This window comes from Kitasatospora sp. NPDC089913, assembly GCF_044748625.1.
In the GTDB taxonomy this organism is placed as follows: domain Bacteria; phylum Actinomycetota; class Actinomycetes; order Streptomycetales; family Streptomycetaceae; genus Kitasatospora.
In genome coordinates, this window is the sequence record NZ_JBIVGI010000043.1 from 46,817 (window position 1) to 64,555 (window position 17,739).

14 protein-coding genes and 2 pseudogenes are annotated in these 17,739 nt (G+C 73.6%); 10 read left to right on the forward strand and 6 right to left on the reverse strand.

From position 1 onward, the window contains the following. Positions 1–25 precede the first annotated feature (25 nt). The 3 genes from ACIPYS_RS37560 (at position 26) to hutI (ending at position 3,928) form a co-directional block, all read left to right on the forward strand. Complete coding sequence (locus ACIPYS_RS37560; RefSeq protein ID WP_093865084.1) at positions 26–1,210, forward strand: allantoate amidohydrolase; 1,185 nt, start codon at positions 26–28, stop codon at positions 1,208–1,210. Continuing rightward, positions 1,201–2,574, forward strand: a complete 1,374-nt coding sequence (locus ACIPYS_RS37565; protein WP_400754760.1) for a formimidoylglutamate deiminase — start codon at positions 1,201–1,203, stop codon at positions 2,572–2,574. The genes ACIPYS_RS37560 and ACIPYS_RS37565 overlap by 10 nt, the downstream gene beginning before the upstream one ends. A gap of 184 nt (positions 2,575–2,758) precedes the next feature. After that, entirely contained in the window at positions 2,759–3,928 is a 1,170-nt protein-coding gene (hutI, locus tag ACIPYS_RS37570) for an imidazolonepropionase (RefSeq protein WP_093865085.1), read from the forward strand. Positions 3,929–3,989: 61 nt separating this feature from the next. On the opposite strand, the gene ACIPYS_RS37575 is transcribed toward hutI, so the two are convergent. After that, a complete protein-coding gene (locus ACIPYS_RS37575) occupies positions 3,990–6,092 on the reverse strand; it encodes a prolyl oligopeptidase family serine peptidase (RefSeq protein ID WP_400754763.1) in 2,103 nt (700 codons plus the stop codon). 133 nt (positions 6,093–6,225) lie between these two features. Continuing rightward, positions 6,226–7,734, reverse strand: a complete 1,509-nt coding sequence (locus ACIPYS_RS37580) for a peptide MFS transporter (RefSeq protein ID WP_093861836.1) — start codon at positions 7,732–7,734, stop codon at positions 6,226–6,228. 329 nt (positions 7,735–8,063) lie between these two features. Between ACIPYS_RS37580 and ACIPYS_RS37585 the strand changes: the two genes are divergently transcribed. Together ACIPYS_RS37585 and ACIPYS_RS37590 are read left to right on the forward strand one after the other, a co-directional pair. Continuing rightward, entirely contained in the window at positions 8,064–8,738 is a 675-nt protein-coding gene (locus ACIPYS_RS37585) for a response regulator transcription factor (RefSeq protein WP_030300686.1), read from the forward strand. Between the two features lie 51 nt (positions 8,739–8,789). Next, complete coding sequence (locus ACIPYS_RS37590; protein ID WP_093861837.1) at positions 8,790–10,037, forward strand: ATP-binding protein; 1,248 nt, start codon at positions 8,790–8,792, stop codon at positions 10,035–10,037. Positions 10,038–10,062: 25 nt separating this feature from the next. Here ACIPYS_RS37590 and ACIPYS_RS37595 read toward each other — a convergent pair. After that, a pseudogene (locus ACIPYS_RS37595) lies at positions 10,063–10,353 on the reverse strand (ester cyclase); the annotation flags it as partial. Positions 10,354–10,477: 124 nt separating this feature from the next. Continuing rightward, complete coding sequence (locus ACIPYS_RS37600; RefSeq protein ID WP_159424983.1) at positions 10,478–11,041, reverse strand: GtrA family protein; 564 nt, start codon at positions 11,039–11,041, stop codon at positions 10,478–10,480. Between the two features lie 241 nt (positions 11,042–11,282). Between ACIPYS_RS37600 and ACIPYS_RS37605 the strand changes: the two genes are divergently transcribed. Genes ACIPYS_RS37605 through ACIPYS_RS37615 form a run of 3 tightly spaced genes read left to right on the forward strand, consistent with a single transcriptional unit; the run spans position 11,283 to position 14,232 of the window. Continuing rightward, entirely contained in the window at positions 11,283–12,440 is a 1,158-nt protein-coding gene (locus tag ACIPYS_RS37605; protein WP_286158581.1) for a 5-(carboxyamino)imidazole ribonucleotide synthase, read from the forward strand. Next, positions 12,437–12,979: a 5-(carboxyamino)imidazole ribonucleotide mutase gene (purE, locus tag ACIPYS_RS37610; RefSeq protein ID WP_093861839.1), complete on the forward strand. Its 543-nt coding sequence runs from the start codon at positions 12,437–12,439 to the stop codon at positions 12,977–12,979. Before ACIPYS_RS37605 ends, purE begins: the two co-directional genes overlap by 4 nt. A 35-nt stretch (positions 12,980–13,014) precedes the next feature. Continuing rightward, positions 13,015–14,232: a dipeptidase gene (locus ACIPYS_RS37615; RefSeq protein ID WP_400754770.1), complete on the forward strand. Its 1,218-nt coding sequence runs from the start codon at positions 13,015–13,017 to the stop codon at positions 14,230–14,232. A gap of 93 nt (positions 14,233–14,325) precedes the next feature. Here ACIPYS_RS37615 and ACIPYS_RS37620 read toward each other — a convergent pair whose 3' ends face one another. Further along, complete coding sequence (locus tag ACIPYS_RS37620; RefSeq protein WP_400754773.1) at positions 14,326–14,739, reverse strand: CoA-binding protein; 414 nt, start codon at positions 14,737–14,739, stop codon at positions 14,326–14,328. Positions 14,740–14,776: 37 nt separating this feature from the next. Beyond that, positions 14,777–16,114, reverse strand: coding sequence for a UDP-glucose/GDP-mannose dehydrogenase family protein (locus ACIPYS_RS37625; protein WP_030393457.1), 1,338 nt, complete (start codon positions 16,112–16,114; stop codon positions 14,777–14,779). A 161-nt stretch (positions 16,115–16,275) separates the two neighbouring features. Between ACIPYS_RS37625 and ACIPYS_RS37630 the strand changes: the two genes are divergently transcribed. Together ACIPYS_RS37630 and ACIPYS_RS37635 are read left to right on the forward strand one after the other, a co-directional pair. Beyond that, entirely contained in the window at positions 16,276–17,514 is a 1,239-nt protein-coding gene (locus ACIPYS_RS37630; RefSeq protein WP_400754777.1) for an LCP family protein, read from the forward strand. Between the two features lie 107 nt (positions 17,515–17,621). Beyond that, positions 17,622–17,739, forward strand: a pseudogene (locus tag ACIPYS_RS37635) (acyl-CoA dehydrogenase); the annotation flags it as partial.

A 17,739-nucleotide genomic window follows, 5' to 3' on the forward strand; every position in this document is an offset into this window, starting at 1 on the left:
CCAGGGCTCCGCGAGCTTCGAACGGATGTGGGCGGAGCTGCTCCCCGTGGGCCGCTCCGCCGCGTCCGGCGGCTACCGCCGCTTCGCCTGGAACAGCGCCGACGCCGAGTGCCGGGCCTGGTTCGAGCAGCAGGCCCGCGACCGCGGCCTGCACTACGAGCTGGACCGCAACGGCAACCAGTGGGCCTGGCTCGGCGATCCGGCCGGCGAGGGCGCGGTGGTCACCGGCTCGCACCTGGACTCCGTCCCGGACGGCGGCGCCTTCGACGGCCCGCTCGGCGTGGTCTCCTCCTTCGCGGCGCTCGACGAGCTGCGCGCCCGGGGAGCGGGGCTCACCCGCCCGCTGGCGATCGTCAACTTCGGCGACGAGGAGGGCGCCCGGTTCGGGGTGGCCTGCATCGGCTCCCGGCTCACCGCCGGGGTGCTCGCCAAGGAGCAGGCGTACGAGCTGCGCGACGCCGACGGCGTCCGGCTGCCCGACGCGATGGAGCGGGCCGGCCAGGACCCGACCGCGATCGGCGCGGACGGCGACCGGCTGGCCCGGATCGGCGCCTTCGTCGAACTCCACGTCGAGCAGGGCCGCTGCCTGACCGAGGAGCACCCGGTCGGGGTGGCCAGCGCGATCTGGCCGCACGGCCGCTGGCGGTTCGACTTCCGCGGCGAGGCCAACCACGCCGGCACCACCCGGATCGAGGACCGCCGCGACCCGATGCTGACCTACGCCAACACCGTGCTCGCCGCGCGGAAGAAGGCGAAGCTCGCGGGCGCGCTGGCCACCTTCGGCAAGGTCGCCGTGGAGCCCAACGGCACCAACGCCATCGCCTCGCTGGTGCGCGGCTGGCTGGACTCCAGGGCGGCCGACGAGGCCACCCTCACCGCGCTGGTCGAGGAGATCGGCCGGGCCGCCGCCGAGCGCGGCGAGCGCGACGGGGTCGAGGTCGGGCTGACCCGCGAGTCCTACACCCCGGTGGTGGACTTCGACGGCCCGCTGCGCGACCGCCTCGCGGCCCGCCTGGGCGGCGTCCCCGTGCTGCCCACCGGCGCGGGACACGACGCCGGGATCCTCGCTTCGGCGGTCCCGACCGCCATGCTTTTCGTGCGCAACCCGAGCGGCGTCTCGCACTCCCCGGCGGAGCACGCCGAGCCGGCCGACTGCCTGGCCGGCGTCGCCGCCCTCGCCGACGTACTGGAGGACCTGGCGTGTCAGTGAACCGTGCCGACGGCACGCCGACCACCTACTGGGCGCGGCACGCCTGGCTGCCGCACGCCAACGGGCCGGTGGTCGAGCCGGACGTGCTGATCACCACCGGGCCCGGCGGCAAGATCGCCCGGGTGCAGCCGGACAGCGGGCCCTGCCCGCCCGGCGCCGTCCGGCTGGAGGGCCTGCTGCTGCCGGGGCAGGCGAACGCGCACTCGCACGCCTTCCACCGGGCGCTGCGCGGCCACGTCCAGGTCGGCTCCGGCACCTTCTGGACCTGGCGCGACACCATGTACCGGTTCGCCGGCGCGCTCGACCCGGACCGCTACCTGGCGCTCGCCACCGCGGCCTACGCGGAGATGGCGCTCGCCGGGATCACCGCCGTCGGCGAGTTCCACTATCTGCACCACGCGCCCGGCGGCGCCCGGTACGACGATCCCAACGCGATGGGCGAGGCACTGATCGAGGCCGCCGCCCGGGCCGGCATCCGGATCACCCTGCTCGACACCTGCTACCTGTCGTCCGGCTTCGGCACCGAGCCGACCAGGCCGCAGCTGCGCTTCAGCGACGGCGACGCCGACGCCTGGGCCGAGCGGGCCGACCTGCTGAAGGCCCGCGAGCACGCCCGGATCGGCGCCGCGATCCACTCGGTGCGCGCCGTGCCCGCCGAGCAGCTCGGCACCGTCGCCGACTGGGCGTCCTCCCGCCGGGCGCCGCTGCACGTCCACCTGTCCGAGCAGACCGCCGAGAACGACGCCTGCCTCGCCGCGCACGGTGTCACCCCGACCCGGCTGCTCGCCGACCGCGGCGCGCTCGGCCCGCGCACCTCGGTCGTGCACGCCACCCACCTCACCGAGGACGACATCGCCCTGCTGACCGGCTCCTCCACGACCGTCTGCATGTGCCCCACCACCGAGCGGGACCTCGCGGACGGCATCGGCCCGGCCCGGCAGCTGGCCTCCGGGGGGTGCCCGATCACCCTCGGCAGCGACAGCCACGCCGTGATCGACCCGTTCGAGGAGGCCCGGGCGCTGGAGCTGGACGAGCGGCTGCGCACCCGCACCCGCGGCCACTGGACGGCGAACGCGCTGCTCCGGGCCGGTGCGGAGGACGGCCACGCCTCGCTCGGCTGGCCGGAGGCGGGGCGGATCGAGGCCGGCGCGCTGGCCGATTTCACCGTGATCGCCCTGGACTCGGTGCGCACCACGGGTCCGGCGCCCCGGCTGGGCGCGGAGATCGCGGTGTTCGCGGCCTCCGCGGCGGACGTCCGGCACGTGGTGGTCGGCGGCCGGCACGTGGTCAGGGACGGCACGCACACCCTGGTGCCGGACGTGCCGGGTGCGCTGCGGTCCTCGATCGCGGCGCTCGGCTGCTGAGGTCCGGCATTCCCGTGGGTGACCGGGGGCGGGCGGCATCGGACCGCCCGCCCCCGCTCCCGTTCTCCCGTTCCGCAGTTCCGCTCCCGCTCCCGCTTCCGTTCCGCCCCCGTTTCCCGCTTCCCGCTCCCCGAAAGGTTCCGACGTGAGCAGCTCGACCAGCACCCCGAGCAGCAGCCCGACCATGCCGAGCACCCTGATCACCGGGATCGGCACCCTGGTCACCAACGACCCCGCGCACGGGACCGGGCCGCTCGGCGCGCTCACCGACGCGGCCGTGGTGATCGACGGCGGCACCGTCGCCTGGGTCGGCCCGGCGGCCGAAGCCCCGGCCGCCGACGAGGTGTTCGACGCGGCGGGCCGCGCCCTGCTGCCCGGCTGGGTGGACTCGCACGCCCACCTGGTCTTCGCCGGCGACCGCACCGCCGAGTTCAACGCCCGGATGTCCGGGCAGTCCTACTCGGCCGGCGGCATCCGCACCACGGTGGCCGCCACCCGGGCCGCCGCCGACGCCGAGCTCGACGCCAACCTGGCCCGGCTGGTGCGGGAGGCGCTGCGTCAGGGCACCACACTGGTCGAGTGCAAGTCCGGGTACGGGCTCACGGTGGAGGACGAGTCGCGGGCGCTGCGGATCGCCTCCTCGTACACGCCGGAGACCACCTATCTGGGCGCGCACGTGGTGGCCCCGGAGTTCGCCGACGACCCGGCGGGCTACGTCGAGCTGGTCACCGGCCCGATGCTGGACGCCTGCGCGCCGTACGCCCGCTGGGTGGACGTGTTCTGCGAGAAGGGCGCCTTCGACGGCGACCAGGCCCGGGCGATCCTCACCGCCGGGATCGGGCGCGGGCTGGTCCCCCGGGTGCACGCCAACCAGCTGACCCACGGCCCCGGGGTGCAGCTGGCGGTGGAGCTGGGCGCCGCCTCGGCCGACCACTGCACCCACCTCACGGACGAGGACGTGGCCGCGCTGGCGGGATCCTCGACGGTGGCGACGCTGCTGCCGGGGGCCGAGTTCTCCACCCGGGCGGTCTACCCGGACGCGCGCCGGCTGCTGGACGCGGGGGCGGTGGTGGCGCTGTCCACCGACTGCAACCCGGGTTCCAGCTTCACGAGTTCGATGGCGTTCTGCATCGCGGTGGCGGTGCGGGAGATGGGCATGACGCCGGACGAGGCGGTCTGGGCCGCGACGGCGGGCGGTGCGCGGGCGCTGCGGCGCACGGACGTCGGCGTGGTGCGGGTGGGGGCCCGGGCCGACCTGCAGCTGCTGGACGCGCCCTCGCCGGTGCACCTGGCCTACCGGCCGGGTGTGCCGCTGACGGCCGCGGTCTGGCGGGCGGGCGTGCGCGAGGTCTGACGGGGTGGCGGGCGGTGCGCGGGGCCGGGAGGGGGTGTCCCTCCCGGCCCCGCCGTCGTGCTCAGCCGAGTCCCAGCGACCGCCGCAGGAAGTCGAGCTGGTGGTGCAGCAGGTGCTCGGCCGTGCCGGGGTCGGCCGGTGCGTGGCCCGCGCCGGGGAGCGGCAGGAACTCGTGCGGCCGACCGGCGGCTAGCAGCGCGGCGGAGAGCCGCAGGCTGTGGGCGGGCAGCACGTTGTCGTCGGCGAGGCCGTGGATCAGCAGCAGCGGTCGGCGCAGCCCGGGGGCGTCGGGGAACAGCGAGGCGGCCTCGTAGCGCTCGGGGTGCTCGTCCGGGTGGCCGAGGAAGCGTTCCTTCCAGTGGGTGTCGTAGAGCCGGTGGTCGGTGGGGGCGGCCCCGGCGACGGCGGCGTGGAACACGTCGGGGCGGCGCAGGACGGCGAGCGCGGCGAGGAAGCCGCCGAAGGACCAGCCGCGGATGCCGACCCGGTCGAGGTCGAGCAGTCCGGGGCGGAGCGCGGCGGTGGCGTGCAGGGCGTCGACCTGGTCGGCGAGCACGGGGGCGGCGATGTCGGCGAAGACGCTCTTCTCCCAGCGGGGGCCGCGGCCGGGGGTGCCCCGGCCGTCGACGACCAGGACGGCGAAGCCCTGGTCGGCGAACCACTGGGAGGTGAGGTCCCACCAGTGCGGGGCGGCGGAGACCTTGGCCGTGGCGGGGCCGCCGTAGGGGTCGAGCAGGACGGGCAGCGGGCCGTCGCCGGGGCGGTGGCCGGCGGGCAGGAAGAGTGCGGCGCGCAGTTCGCGCGGGCCGAGCCGGAGCGGTTCGGGGCGGGCGGTGAGGACGGGCGTCTGTGCGTGCGAGACAAGGGTCGCGGCGGGCCGGCCGGGGCGGTGGACGGTGGTCCGGCCGGTGGGCGCGTCGGGTGTGCGGGCGGTGTGGACGAGCGTGCCGGCGCGGCGCACGCCGGTGTGCGTGCCGGGCTCGTGGCTGAGCCGGACGGCGCCCGCGGCCGGGTCCCACGACCAGAGGTGGGTCTCGGTCGGTTCGTCGGAGGCGGTGAACAGCACCTGCTCGCCGTCGGTCCCGAGGACGGCGCGCAACTGGAGGCCGGGCGGGGTGACGGGGGTGCCGTCGACGGTGAGGTGGCGGGTGTCGCCGTGGTCGGCGGTGTCGACGAGGGAGCCGGCGGCGGTCCGGGCGGGCAGACCGGGGAGGAGTTCGACCCAGTGCTCGTCGTGGCGTTCGGCGAGGACGCGGGTGGTGCCGTCGGCCGGGTCGACCGCGAGCGTGAGCACGGTGCGCTGGTCGCGGCTCTGCACGGCGGCGTAGGGGCCGTGGGCGTCCCAGCCGGCGGCGGTCAGGTACTCGAAGCCGGCCCGGTCCCAGCGGACCTCGGTGCGCGAGCCGTCGAGGTCGAGCAGCCAGAGGGTGACCTCGGCGTTGGCGGTGCCGGCCAGCGGGTAGCGGTGCGTGCGCGGCGGCCGGGCCGGGTCGGCGGGGGCGGCGTGGTGGAGGCGGCGCAGCGGGCGCTCGTCGACCCGGGCGACCAGCAGCCGGGCGCCGTCGGGGGACCACCAGTGGGCGCGGTGGCGGTGCATGGACTCGGCGGCGACGTGTTCGGGCAGGCCGTAGCGGACCTCCTCGTGCTCGGGTTCGGCGAGCGCGCGGTCGTCCCGGCCGTCGGCCCCGACGACCCGCAGGGCGCCGCCGCCGGCGTAGGCGATCCGGCGGCCGGTGGGGTCGGGGCGGGGGTCGTGGACCTCGGTGGCGGTGGGTACCCGGCGGACCTCGCCGGTGGCGGTGTCGGCGAGCAGCAGGGTGCCGGACAGGGCGAGGGCGGCGGTGCGGCCGGTGGCGTCGGTGGCGTACGCGGTGATGCCGCGGCCGAGGACGCGGGCGCGTTCGCGCCGGATCCGTTCGGCCTCGGGGAGGCCGTCGCCGGGGACGCCGGCGTCGGTGTCGCCGAGCGCGGCCGGGTCGGCGATCAGGCGCTCCTCGCCGGTGTCGGTGTCGAGGGCCCAGAGCCGTCCGGTCGGGTCGTCGCCGGCGCGACTGCGCAGGAAGAGCACGGTGCGGCCGTCGGCGGTGACGGCGGGTGCGGCGGGCGCGCCGAAGGTGAGGCGTCCGGTGCGGGCGAGCTGGCGGGGGAGCGAGTCGGTCGGCATGCCGGGCACCATAGGCAGATCCGGGCGGGAGGTGTCGAGAGGCGGGAGGCCGGGTGCCGGACGGGGGAGAACGGCCGGGGCCGCCGCGGATTCCTGGAATCCACGGCGGCCCCGGGTGCCGGTCGGGCCGACGTCAGTGGACGTCGCCCATCAGCCGCACGACCTTGCGGCGGTACATGTACAGCGCCGCGCCGGCGAGGATCGCCATGGCGCCCTGGACCGCGAAGTACCAGGTGGAGCCGACCACGTCGTCACCGAGGACGAGCTGGAAGATGGCGGCGACGCAGTCGCCCGCGGTGACCGCGAGGAACCACACGCCCATCATCTGGCTGGCGTACTTGGTCGGTGCCAGCTTGGTGGTGACGGACAGGCCGACCGGGGAGAGGGTCAGCTCGCCGACGGTCTGGATCAGGTAGACCGAGGCCAGCCAGAGCGGCGTGACCTTGGTGTCGCCGGAGGCGGCGGCCATCGCCAGCATCATGACGATGAACGAGGCGCCGATCATCAGCAGGCCGAAGGAGAACTTCGCGGTGGTGCTGGGGTTCTTGGAGCGGTGCGAGAGCGCCACCCAGATCCAGGCGAAGACCGGGGCCAGGGCCATGATGTACAGCGGGTTGAGCGACTGGAACCAGCTGGACGGGAAGTCGAAGCCGAACAGCGTGGACGAGGTGTTGTCCTGCGCGAAGATGTTCAGCGTCGAGCCGGACTGGTCGTAGATCATCCAGAACACGGCGGCGGCGACGAAGAACCAGATGTAGCCGCTCATCCGGGACTGCTCGGTCTCGTCGAGGTCCTTGTCGCGCTTCACCTTGGCGAAGACGAAGACCGGGATCGCGAGGCCCGCGATGGACAGCGGCCAGATCGCCCAGTTGATGGTGAAGTGGCCGGTCAGCGCGACGACCGCGTAGAAGACGACCGCGGCGGCGAGCCACAGGGCGGCCTTCTTGAAGATCGCGCTCTTCTCGGCGGCCGAGATCGGCGAGGTCACCACGTCGCTCTTGGCGCTGAGGTGGCGGGTGCCGAGCAGGAACTGGCCGAGGCCCAGGGCCATGCCGACGCCGGCGAGGGCGAAGCCCAGGTGCCAGTCGACCTTCTGGCCGATGGTGCCGATGACCAGCGGGGCGGCGAAGGCACCGAGGTTGATGCCCATGTAGAAGACGGTGAAGCCGCCGTCCCGGCGCGGGTCGTTGGGCCCGTCGTAGAGGTGGCCGACCATCGTCGAGATGTTCGCCTTGAGCAGGCCCGAGCCGATCGCGATCAGCGCGAGGCCGCCGAAGAACGACACGCTGACCGGCAGGGCCAGCAGGAAGTGCCCGATCATGATGATCGTGCCGCCGAGGGCGACGGTCTTCCGGGCGCCGAGGAAGCGGTCGGCGATCCAGCCGCCCGGGAGGGCCAGCAGGTAGACCATCGCCGTGTAGACGCTGTAGACGGCGCTCGCGACGGCGAACTTCATGCCGAGGCCGCCGTCGGTGACGGAGGCGGTCATGTAGAGCACCAGCAGGGCACGCATGCCGTAGTAGCTGAAGCGTTCCCACATCTCGCTCATGAAGAGCGTGGCGAGGCCCCGGGGGTGCCCGAGGAAGGTCTTGCCGCTGGGAGAGGCCGACTGTACGCCGGGCTCCAGGGTCGTAGACGCCATGTGTAGTGGTTCCTTGCCTGACAGCGTCCGCCAAGGGGGGTGGAGGCGGACGTGGACGAAACCACTCTACGTGGCGATATTTGGCGGCATCAGCTGACAAAAGCCGTGCATCAGGTATGGAAATGGCAAAGTCCGCGCGAGATCAGTCCACGCTATCCATGGTCGAGCAGTGATTATTCCTTCGCTTGCAAGCTCGAGGAGCAAAATCTTCGGCGAACGCGCGGGCCGGGCGTGGCGGTTGGGCCTCGGACACCCCCCGTATAACGATCACGCACTGTGAACTACCTCACGGCGGCAACGGCCGCACCCCGGCGGACTACCATCAGCCCATGACCTGTGTGCTGCTCGCCGAGGACGACCCCGCGATCTCCGAACCGCTCGCCCGGGCGCTGCGCCGTGAGGGGTACGAGGTGCTCGTCCGTGAGGACGGCCCGTCCGCACTGGCCGCCGGGCTCGGCGAGGAGGTCGACCTCGTCGTGCTCGACCTCGGCCTGCCCGAGATGGACGGCCTCGAGGTGTGCCGCCGGCTGCGCGCGGACGGCCGCAGCTGCCCCGTCCTGGTGCTCACCGCCCGCGCCGACGAGGTCGACACGGTGGTCGGCCTGGACGCCGGCGCCGACGACTACGTCACCAAGCCGTTCCGGCTCGCCGAACTGCTCGCCCGGGTCCGGGCCCTGCTCCGGCGCGGCAACGTCGACCAGCTCACCACCGGCGCGCACGGCGTCAAGATCGACATCGAGTCGCACCGCGCCTGGCTCGGCGAGGAGGAGCTCACCCTCTCCGCCAAGGAGTTCGAGCTGCTCCGGGTGCTGGTCCGGGACGCCGGCCGGGTGGTCACCCGCGAGGAGATCATGCGGCAGGTCTGGGACACCACCTGGTGGACCTCCACCAAGACCCTGGACATGCACATCTCCTGGCTGCGCAAGAAGCTCGGCGACGATGCCGCCAACCCCCGCTACATCGCCACCGTGCGCGGAGTGGGCTTCCGGTTCGAGAAGAATTAGCCCGAGCGGACGCCCCGGCCGGGGGCGCCCACCACCGTCGGGAGCGGCAGCGTGAAACGCCGAATGATCAACTCGCTGCTGGGCGTCGTCCTGGTGGTCGTCGTGGTGTTCTGCGTCCCGCTGGCGGTGGTGGAGAAGCGCACCATCGTCAGCTCCGCCCAGGACCGGGTGGACGCCGCCGCCGTCCGGGTGCTCGCCCTGGTGGAGAACCGGCTCGCCGCCAACGAGCCCGTCACCGGCGACAAGTTCGCCAACCAGGTCTCCGAGGGCCAGTACGTCGAGGTGGACATCCCCGGCCGGGCGATCGTCTCCAGCGGGCAGCGGCCCGACGGCGACCACGTGCTCAAGGCGGTCGAACGCGGCGCCAGCGGCGAGACCGTCACCGTCGAGCAGTCCCGCGAGGCGGTCGACCACGAGATCGCCAACATGCTGCTGCTGCTCGGCGTGGTCGCGCTGCTCGCCGTGCAGGCCGCCGTCGCCCTCGCCGTCTGGCAGGCCAAGCGGCTCGCCCAGCCGCTCACCGACCTCGCCGAGACCGCCGAGCGGCTCGGCTCCGGCGACCCGCGCCCGCGCGACCGCCGCTACGGCGTGCCCGAGCTCGACCGGGTCGCCGAGGTGCTCGACGTCAGCGCCGAACGGATCGCCCGGATGCTCACCGCCGAGCGCCGGCTCGCCGCCGACGCCTCGCACCAGCTGCGCACCCCGCTCACCGCGCTCTCCATGCGGCTGGAGGAGATCACCGCGCTGGCCGAGGACCCGGACACGGTCAAGGAGGAGGCCACCATCGCCCTCCAGCAGGTCGAGCGGCTCACCGACGTCGTCCAGCGGCTGCTGACCACCCAGCGCGACCCGCGCAGCCCCACCGCCGTCGCCTTCGACGTCGACGACGTGGTCAAGCAGCAGGTCGAGGAGTGGGGGCCGTCGCTGCGCGGCACCGGGCGGGTGCTCCAGGTCGAGGGACTGCGCGGGGTCACCGCCGTCGGCACCCCCGGCACGGTCGCCCAGGTGCTGGCCACCCTGATCGAGAACTCGCTGATGCACGGCGCCGGCACGGTCACCCTGCGGGTCCGGCCGTCCGGGACGTCCGTGGTGGTCGAGGTGCAGGACGAGGGCCCCGGCGTTCCGCCCGAGCTGGGCAACCGGGTGTTCGAGCGCGCGGTCAGCGGCCGCAACTCGACCGGCATCGGGCTGGCCGTCGCCCGCGACCTCGCGGAGGCGGACGGCGGGCGGCTGGAGCTGCTCTCGCTGCGGCCGGCGGTGTTCGCGCTCTTCCTCGGCCGCAGCCGGCGCGAGGTCTGAGCGGGGCCGTCGCGACCGGTCAGAACCGCTCGTCGCGGACCACGTCCAGGTCGGTGAAGGTGGGCGGCGCGTCGCAGAGCGCCACCATCTCGCGGTAGATCCGGTCGGTCTCCGGCAGGTTCGAGTTGCGCATGGCGTCCTCGTACGAGGCGAACTCGACGATCTCCACCACGTGCCGCGGGTCCGAGCGGTCGGTGCCGACCATCGCGTGGTCGACGGTCCGCCGGCCCTCGGTCTTCTCGGCCCAGCGGTCCATCAGGCCGTTGAGCTCTTCCATCCGGTCGGTCCGGCACTCGATGATCTGGACGAAGGTCATGGCGAGCCTCCTGGGTCCCCCCGGGGCCTCGATCGTTCGCCGGCCGTGCTCGCCCTCGGTCACCACTCTCCTCCTGCCGCGCCGGGGGCGGCAAGGCGGGAGGAGGGGACGGGGGAGCGCGGGCCTACTCGGCCTTGGCGAGCCGGGTGCGCTCGGCGGCCAGCACCAGCTCGGCCTGGGCGACCACCGCGGCGGCCGGGGCGTCCTGGACGGTCGGCTGCTCGGCCGCGGGCTCTGCGGGGAGTTCCGGCAGTGCCTTGAAGACCCACGTCCGGTAGGAGAAGAACCGGAAGACCGTTCCGGCGGTCAGACCGATGACGTTCTTGGCGATCAGCTGGCTGGTGGCCGAGTCGTAGCCGAGGACGTGCACCGAGAAGCCGTTGATGCCGTTCTCGATCAGCATGCCGATACCGCTGAAGATCAGGAAGAGGGTGATCTCGCGCTTGCGCGAGGCCGTGTCCCGGTCGCGGTAGAGCCAGTAGCGGTAGCCGAGGTAGTTGGTGCCGATCGCGACCGAGGTGGCGATCCAGCCCGAGAGGGAGTTGATCGGACCGGTCGCCTTCAGGCAGACCCAGAAGACACCGGCATTGACGATCACGCCGCTCAGGCCGACGATGCCGAACTTCACGACCTCGCCCTTGATCCCGCGCAGCTTCTGCGCCAGGTCCGACACCGTGGTCGTCGCCATACCGGGCTGCCTCCATGTGCGTGCGGGACGAAAGGTCGCCGGGGCGGGTGCCGCGGTTCCCTTGAGCCCTGCGTGCACGCACATGATCGGACCGCGCGTATCAGGACCTGGCCGTCCAGGCTACCCGGTTCCGCCGATCGGCTCAGCCCCCCGGGGTGGGCCTTGCCGAACCCCGGAGTAGGGACGCGGTCGCGGCGGGAGCGGTTCCACGGCCTCCGACCGGCCCGGATATCCTGGCGGGGTGACTTCCCCGGGCAACGCGAATTTTCCAGTGGTGGGCATGATCGGCGGCGGGCAGCTTGCCCGCATGGCACACCAGGCGGGCATCCCGCTCGGAGTCCGGTTCAAGCTCCTCGCCGACACTCCCCAGGACTCGGCCGCACAGGTCGTCTCCGACGTCGTCCTCGGCGACTACCGCGACCTCGACACCCTGCGCCGCTTCGCGGCCGGCTGCGACGTGATCACCTTCGACCACGAGCACGTGCCGACCGAGCACCTGCGGGCCCTGCAGGCCGACGGCATCGCCGTCCGGCCCGGGCCGGACGCGCTGGTCAACGCCCAGGACAAGGGCGTGATGCGGGCCAAGCTCGACTCCATCGGCGTCCCCTGCCCCCGGCACCGGATCGTCGCCGACCCGGCCGACGTGACCGCGTTCGCCGAGGAGGGCACCGGCTACCCGGTGGTCCTGAAGACCGTCCGCGGCGGCTACGACGGCAAGGGCGTCTGGGTGGTCGGCGACGAGGACGCGGCCGCGGCCCCGTTCCTCGCCGGTGTCCCGGTGCTCGCCGAGGAGAAGGTCGACTTCGTCCGCGAGCTGGCGGCCAACGTGGTCCGCTCGCCCAGCGGCCAGGCGGTCGCCTACCCGGTGGTGGAGAGCGTCCAGGAGAACGGCGTCTGCGCCGAGGTCACCGCCCCCGCGCCGGACCTCGACCCCGCGCTGTCCGACGAGGCCCAGCAGCTGGCCCTGCGGATCGCCGGCGAGCTGGACATCACCGGCCACCTCGCGGTCGAGCTGTTCCAGACCCGGGACGGCCGGATCCTGGTCAACGAGCTGGCCATGCGCCCGCACAACTCCGGTCACTGGAGCCAGGACGGCGCGGTCACCTCGCAGTTCGAGAACCACCTGAGGGCCGTGCTCGACCTGCCGCTCGGCGACCCCCGGCCGCGCGCCAGGTGGACCGTGATGGTCAACGTCCTCGGCGGCGACTACCCGGACATGTACCGCGCCTTCCTGCACTGCATGGCCCGCGACCCGGGGCTGCGCATCCACATGTACGGCAAGGACGTGAAGCCCGGCCGCAAGGTCGGCCACGTCAACGTCTTCGGGGACGACCTCGAGGACGTCCGTGAGCGCGCCCGCCACGCGGCCGCCTACCTGCGAGGAACGATCACCGAATGACCGCCCCCACCGCCCCCACCTCTCCTCTCGTCGGCATCGTCATGGGCTCGGACTCCGACTGGCCCGTGATGGAGGCGGCCGCCCAGGCGCTCGACGAGTTCGAGATCCCCTACGAGGTCGACGTCGTCTCCGCGCACCGGATGCCGCGCGAGATGGTCGCGTACGGCGAGAGCGCCCACAAGCGCGGTCTGAAGGCGATCGTCGCGGGCGCGGGCGGCGCCGCCCACCTGCCCGGCATGCTCGCCTCCGTCACCCCGCTGCCGGTGATCGGCGTGCCGGTGCCGCTGCGCTACCTGGACGGCATGGACAGCCTGCTGTCGATCGTGCAGATGCCGGCCGGCGTCCCGGTGGCGACCGTCTCGGTGGCGGGCGCGCGCAACGCGGGCCTGCTCGCGGTGCGGATGCTGGCCGCGTTCGACCCGGAGCTCACCGAGCGGATGACCGAGTTCCAGGCCGAGCTGAACAGCCAGGCCACCGAGAAGGGCAAGAAGCTCCGGGCCAAGGTGGCGGGTTCCGCCTCGTTCGGCTTCGGAAAGTAGTCATAAAAGCAGTCTGGTCGGATACAACAGCTCGTATGACCTCTGAGCTGCTGGATTCCACGCCCGCCGCCCTGCTGGAGCGCGCCCGGGCCGTCCTTCGCACCGCCCCCGTGGTGGACGGCCACAACGACCTCCCGTGGGCGATGCGCGAGCAGGTCGGCTACGACCTCGACGCGCTCGACCTGGCCGCCGACCAGAGCACCCGGCTGCACACCGACCTCGTCCGCCTCGCCGCGGGCGGGGTCGGCGCGCAGTTCTGGTCCGTCTACGTGCCCAGCCGGCTCGCCGGGGACCACGCCGTGAGCGCCACCCTGGAGCAGATCGACTTCGTGCACGCCCTGGTCGACCGCTTCCCCGACCGGCTGCGGCTCGCGCTCACCGCCGACGACCTGGAGGCCGCCCGCGCCGAGGGCCGGATCGCCTCCCTGATCGGCGCCGAGGGCGGTCACTCGATCGACTGCTCGCTCGCCACCCTGCGCGCCCTGCACGCGCTCGGCGTCCGCTACATGACGCTCACCCACAACGACAACACGCCGTGGGCCGACTCCGCCACCGACGAGCCCGCGGCCGGCGGCCTCACCGCCTTCGGCGAGGAGGTCGTCCGGGAGATGAACCGGCTCGGCATGCTGGTCGACCTCTCGCACGTCTCCGCCGACACCATGCGCGACGCCCTGCGGGTCAGCGAGGCCCCGGTGCTGTTCTCGCACTCCTCGTCCCGCGCGGTCTGCGCCCACCCGCGGAACGTCCCGGACGACGTGCTCGCCCGCCTCGCCGACAACGGCGGCGTCGCGATGGCCACCTTCGTGCCCAAGTTCATCCTGCCCGCCGCGATCGAGTGGACCGCCGCCGCCGACGAGAACATGCGCGCCCACGGCTTCGACCACCTCGACACCACCCCGGCCGGGATGGCCTGCCAGCGCGCCTACGAGGAGGCGAACCCGCGCCCGGTCGCCACCGTCACCACCGTCGCCGACCACCTCGACCACATGCGGGAGGTCGCCGGCGTCGACCACATCGGCATCGGCGGCGACTTCGACGGCACCGCGTTCCTCCCGGACGGCCTCGACGACGTCGCCGGCTATCCCAACCTGATCGCCGAACTGCTGCGCCGCGGCTGGTCGGAGGGCGACCTCGCCAAGCTCACCTGGCACAACGCCGTCCGCGTGCTGCGCGACGCGGAGAGCGCCGCCGCCCGCCTGCGCGAGGCGGGGCGGGCACCGTCCATCGCCACCCTCGCGCGCCTGGACGGCTGACCCCTTCCGCACGGCCGACCCCGTGGGCCCGGTGGGGCGGTCCGAGCGCCCCACCTGGCCCGCGAGGTCGGCGCCCGACCGGCCCCGGCGGGCTCAGCCCAGCCGCGGGAACTCGATCGCGGGGCACTTGTCCATGACCATCTCCAGCCCGGCGGCGGTGGTCCGGGCGTAGGCCGCCTCGTCCACCACACCGAGCTGGAACCAGACCGCCTTCGCCCCCACCGCCACCGCCTGGTCCGCCACCTCCCCGGCCAGTGCGCTGTTCACGAACACGTCCACCACGTCGACCTCGAACGGGATGTCCGCGAGGGAGGCGTACCCCGGCTCGCCGAGGACCGTCTCGGCCTTCGGGTGCACGGGCACGATCCGCTTGCCGCGTTCCTGCAGGAACCGGGCCACGCCGTGGGCGGCCCGGGCGGTGTTGGTGGACAGGCCGACCACCGCCCAGGTGTCACCCCGACCGGTGAGGATGGAGCGGACCGTCGCTTCGTCGCCGTAGTTCGTCATGCCCGGGGCAACGAAGGCCGGTGGCCCGGGATTCCCGTCAGCTCGGGCGGCCGAGCGCGCGGTAGGTCCAGCCGGCGGCGCGCCAGGCGTCGGCGTCCAGGACGTTGCGGCCGTCGAGCAGGCGGCGCTCGGCCACGACCGCGCCCAGCTCGGCCGGGTCGAGCGCGCGGAACTCCTGCCACTCGGTGAGGTGCAGGACGACGTGCGCGCCCTCGGCGGCCTCCAGCGCGGAGTCGGCGTAGGCGAGCCCGGGGAACATCTTGCGCGCGTTGTCCATCGCCTTGGGGTCGTAGACGGTGACCTGCGCGCCCTGGAGCTGGATCTGGGCGGCCACGTTGAGCGCGGGCGAGTCGCGGATGTCGTCCGAGTTGGGCTTGAACGCGGCGCCGAGGACGGCGATCCGCCGGCCCAGGAAGCCGCCGGCGCACTGCTCGCGCGCCAGCTCGACCATCCGGGAGCGGCGGCGCATGTTGATCGAGTCGACCTCGCGGAGGAAGGTCAGCGCCTGGTCGGCGCCCAGTTCACCGGCCCGCGCCATGAACGCCCGGATGTCCTTGGGCAGACAGCCGCCGCCGAAGCCCAGACCGGAGTTGAGGAACTTGCCGCCGATCCGGTCGTCCAGCGCGAGTGCCGCGCTCAGCTGGGTGACGTCCGCGCCGGCCGCCTCGCAGACCTCGGCCATCGCGTTGATGAAGGAGATCTTGGTGGCCAGGAAGGAGTTGGCCGCGGTCTTCACCAGCTCGGCGGTCGCGTAGTCGGTGACCAGGAACGGCACCCCGGCGGCGATCGGCTCGGCGTACACCTCGCGCAGCAGTTCCTCGGCCCGCCCGCCGCGGGCGCCGATCACGATCCGGTCCGGGCGCAGGGTGTCCTGGACGGCGAAGCCCTCGCGCAGGAACTCGGGGTTCCAGGCGAGCTCGGCGCCCTCGCCGACCGGGGCCAGCGCGGCCAGCCGCTCGGCCAGCCGGCCCGCCGAGCCGACCGGCACCGTGGACTTGCCGACCACCAGCACCGGGCGGGTCAGGTGCGGGGCGAGCGAGTCGATCGCGGCGTCCACGTACGACATGTCGGCCGCGAACTCGCCCTTGCGCTGCGGGGTGTTGACGCAGACGAAGTGCACGTCGCCGAACTCGGCGGCCTCCTGCGCGGAGGTGGTGAAGCGCAGCCGCCCGGTCGAACCCTCGTGCCCCGCCACGTGCTTGAGCAGCAGCTCGGACAGGCCCGGCTCGTACATCGGGACCTGGCCGGCGGTGAGGGTGGCGATCTTCTCCGGGTCGATGTCCAGACCCAGCACCTCGAAGCCGAACTCCGCCATGGCGGCGGCGTGGGTGGCGCCGAGATAGCCGGTACCGATCACGGAGATGCGGAGGGTCACGGTTTCCCCTTCGGGCGGGCGACGGGCGAGGGTGGACGCGGTCCCACCGGGCCGCGCCCACCGATGCTATCCGGCCGTGGGGAAAGCGCCCAGACCGTCCCGGTTCCGGCCGTTGTCCCGAAAGCTCCCCGCGTGGCCCGGGGCGGCGGCACAATACGCACATGGAGCCGGAGGACGAGCAGTCTGGCGAGCCCGCGCAGCGGCCGGTGCCGTCCGGCCTGAGCCTCTTCGAACCGGCGGCCGCTGCGCCGGGTGCCGAGGAGGGCCCTGCCGACGACGCCGAGGACCCGTCGCCGGACCGCGAGCAACCGGACCGCGAGCATCCGGACCGCGAGCCGCCCGACCGCGAGCCGCCCGACCGCGAGCCGCCGGCCCGGCGCCGCCGGACCCGCCGGGTGCTGCTCTGGACCCTCTCCGCCCTGCTCGTCCTCGTCGTCGGCGGCTGCGGCGCCCTCTGGTGGACCGCCGAGCACTACGCCTCCTCCGTGCACCGGATCCCGGACGCCTTCCCGACCGCGCCGGAGTCGGCGCAGCCGAAGCCCGTCCCGGGCAGCGGGCTCAACCTGCTGCTGGTCGGTCTGGACGCCCGCTCCGACACCCCCACCACCGGCAGCGCGGCCAAGGCCCCGGCCTGGCAGGCCGGGGCGGCCCGCAGCGACACCATGATGCTGCTGCACCTCTCCGACGACCGGAGCTCGGCGACCCTGGTCTCGCTGCCCCGGGACAGCTGGGTGCCGGTCCCGGGGCACGGCGAGGCCAAGCTGAACGCCGCCTACTCCTGGGGCGGCCCGGCCCTGATGACCGAGACCGTGCAGAACCTCACCGGCATCCGGATCGACCACCTCGCCGTGATCGACTGGAACGGCTTCCGCGCCCTCACCGACGCCGTCGGCGGTGTGGACATCACCGTTCCGCGCACCATCGAGGGCGTCGGCGAGGCCCGTGCCTGGGAGGCCGGCACCCACCACATGGACGGTGCCACGGCCTTGCTCTACGTCCGCGAGCGCTACGGGCTGCCCGGCGGCGACCTCGACCGGACCAAGCGCCAGCAGAACTTCCTGCGCGCCCTGATGCTCAAGGTGATGGACTCCGGCACGCTCACCAGCCCGTCGCGGCTGGGCGGTCTGCTGGGCACCGTCGGCGAGGTGGTCAGCGTGGACGACCGGCTGTCCAACACCGACCTGTTCCAGCTCGCCTGGGGCCTGCGCTCGCTGCGTGCCGACAGCGTCCGTTTCATGAACGCGCCGTTCGGCGGGTTCGCCACCCGGGGCGAGCAGAGCGTGGTGCTGCTGGCGGACCGCCCGGCGGCGCAGCTGTGGGAGGCGATCCGCAACGACCGGACGGACCAGTACTTCCAGGAGCACCGGGCCGGCGACACCCTCGGCACGGACGTGGACTGACCGGAAACACATGTCCTAGGCAGTCGCAGGTCGGCGCCCTAGGATCACTACCCGGCGGTAACCGACCGGCCGCAGGGCCGGCACGACTCTTCGAAGAGGCAGGCATCATGGCGGGCGGCGCAGGCGCGGCGGACTTCGATCTCTTCCGGATCTCCGAGGAGCACGTGATGCTCCGTGAGGCGGTGCGTTCGCTGGCCGAGGCGAAGATCGCTCCGTTCGCGGCGG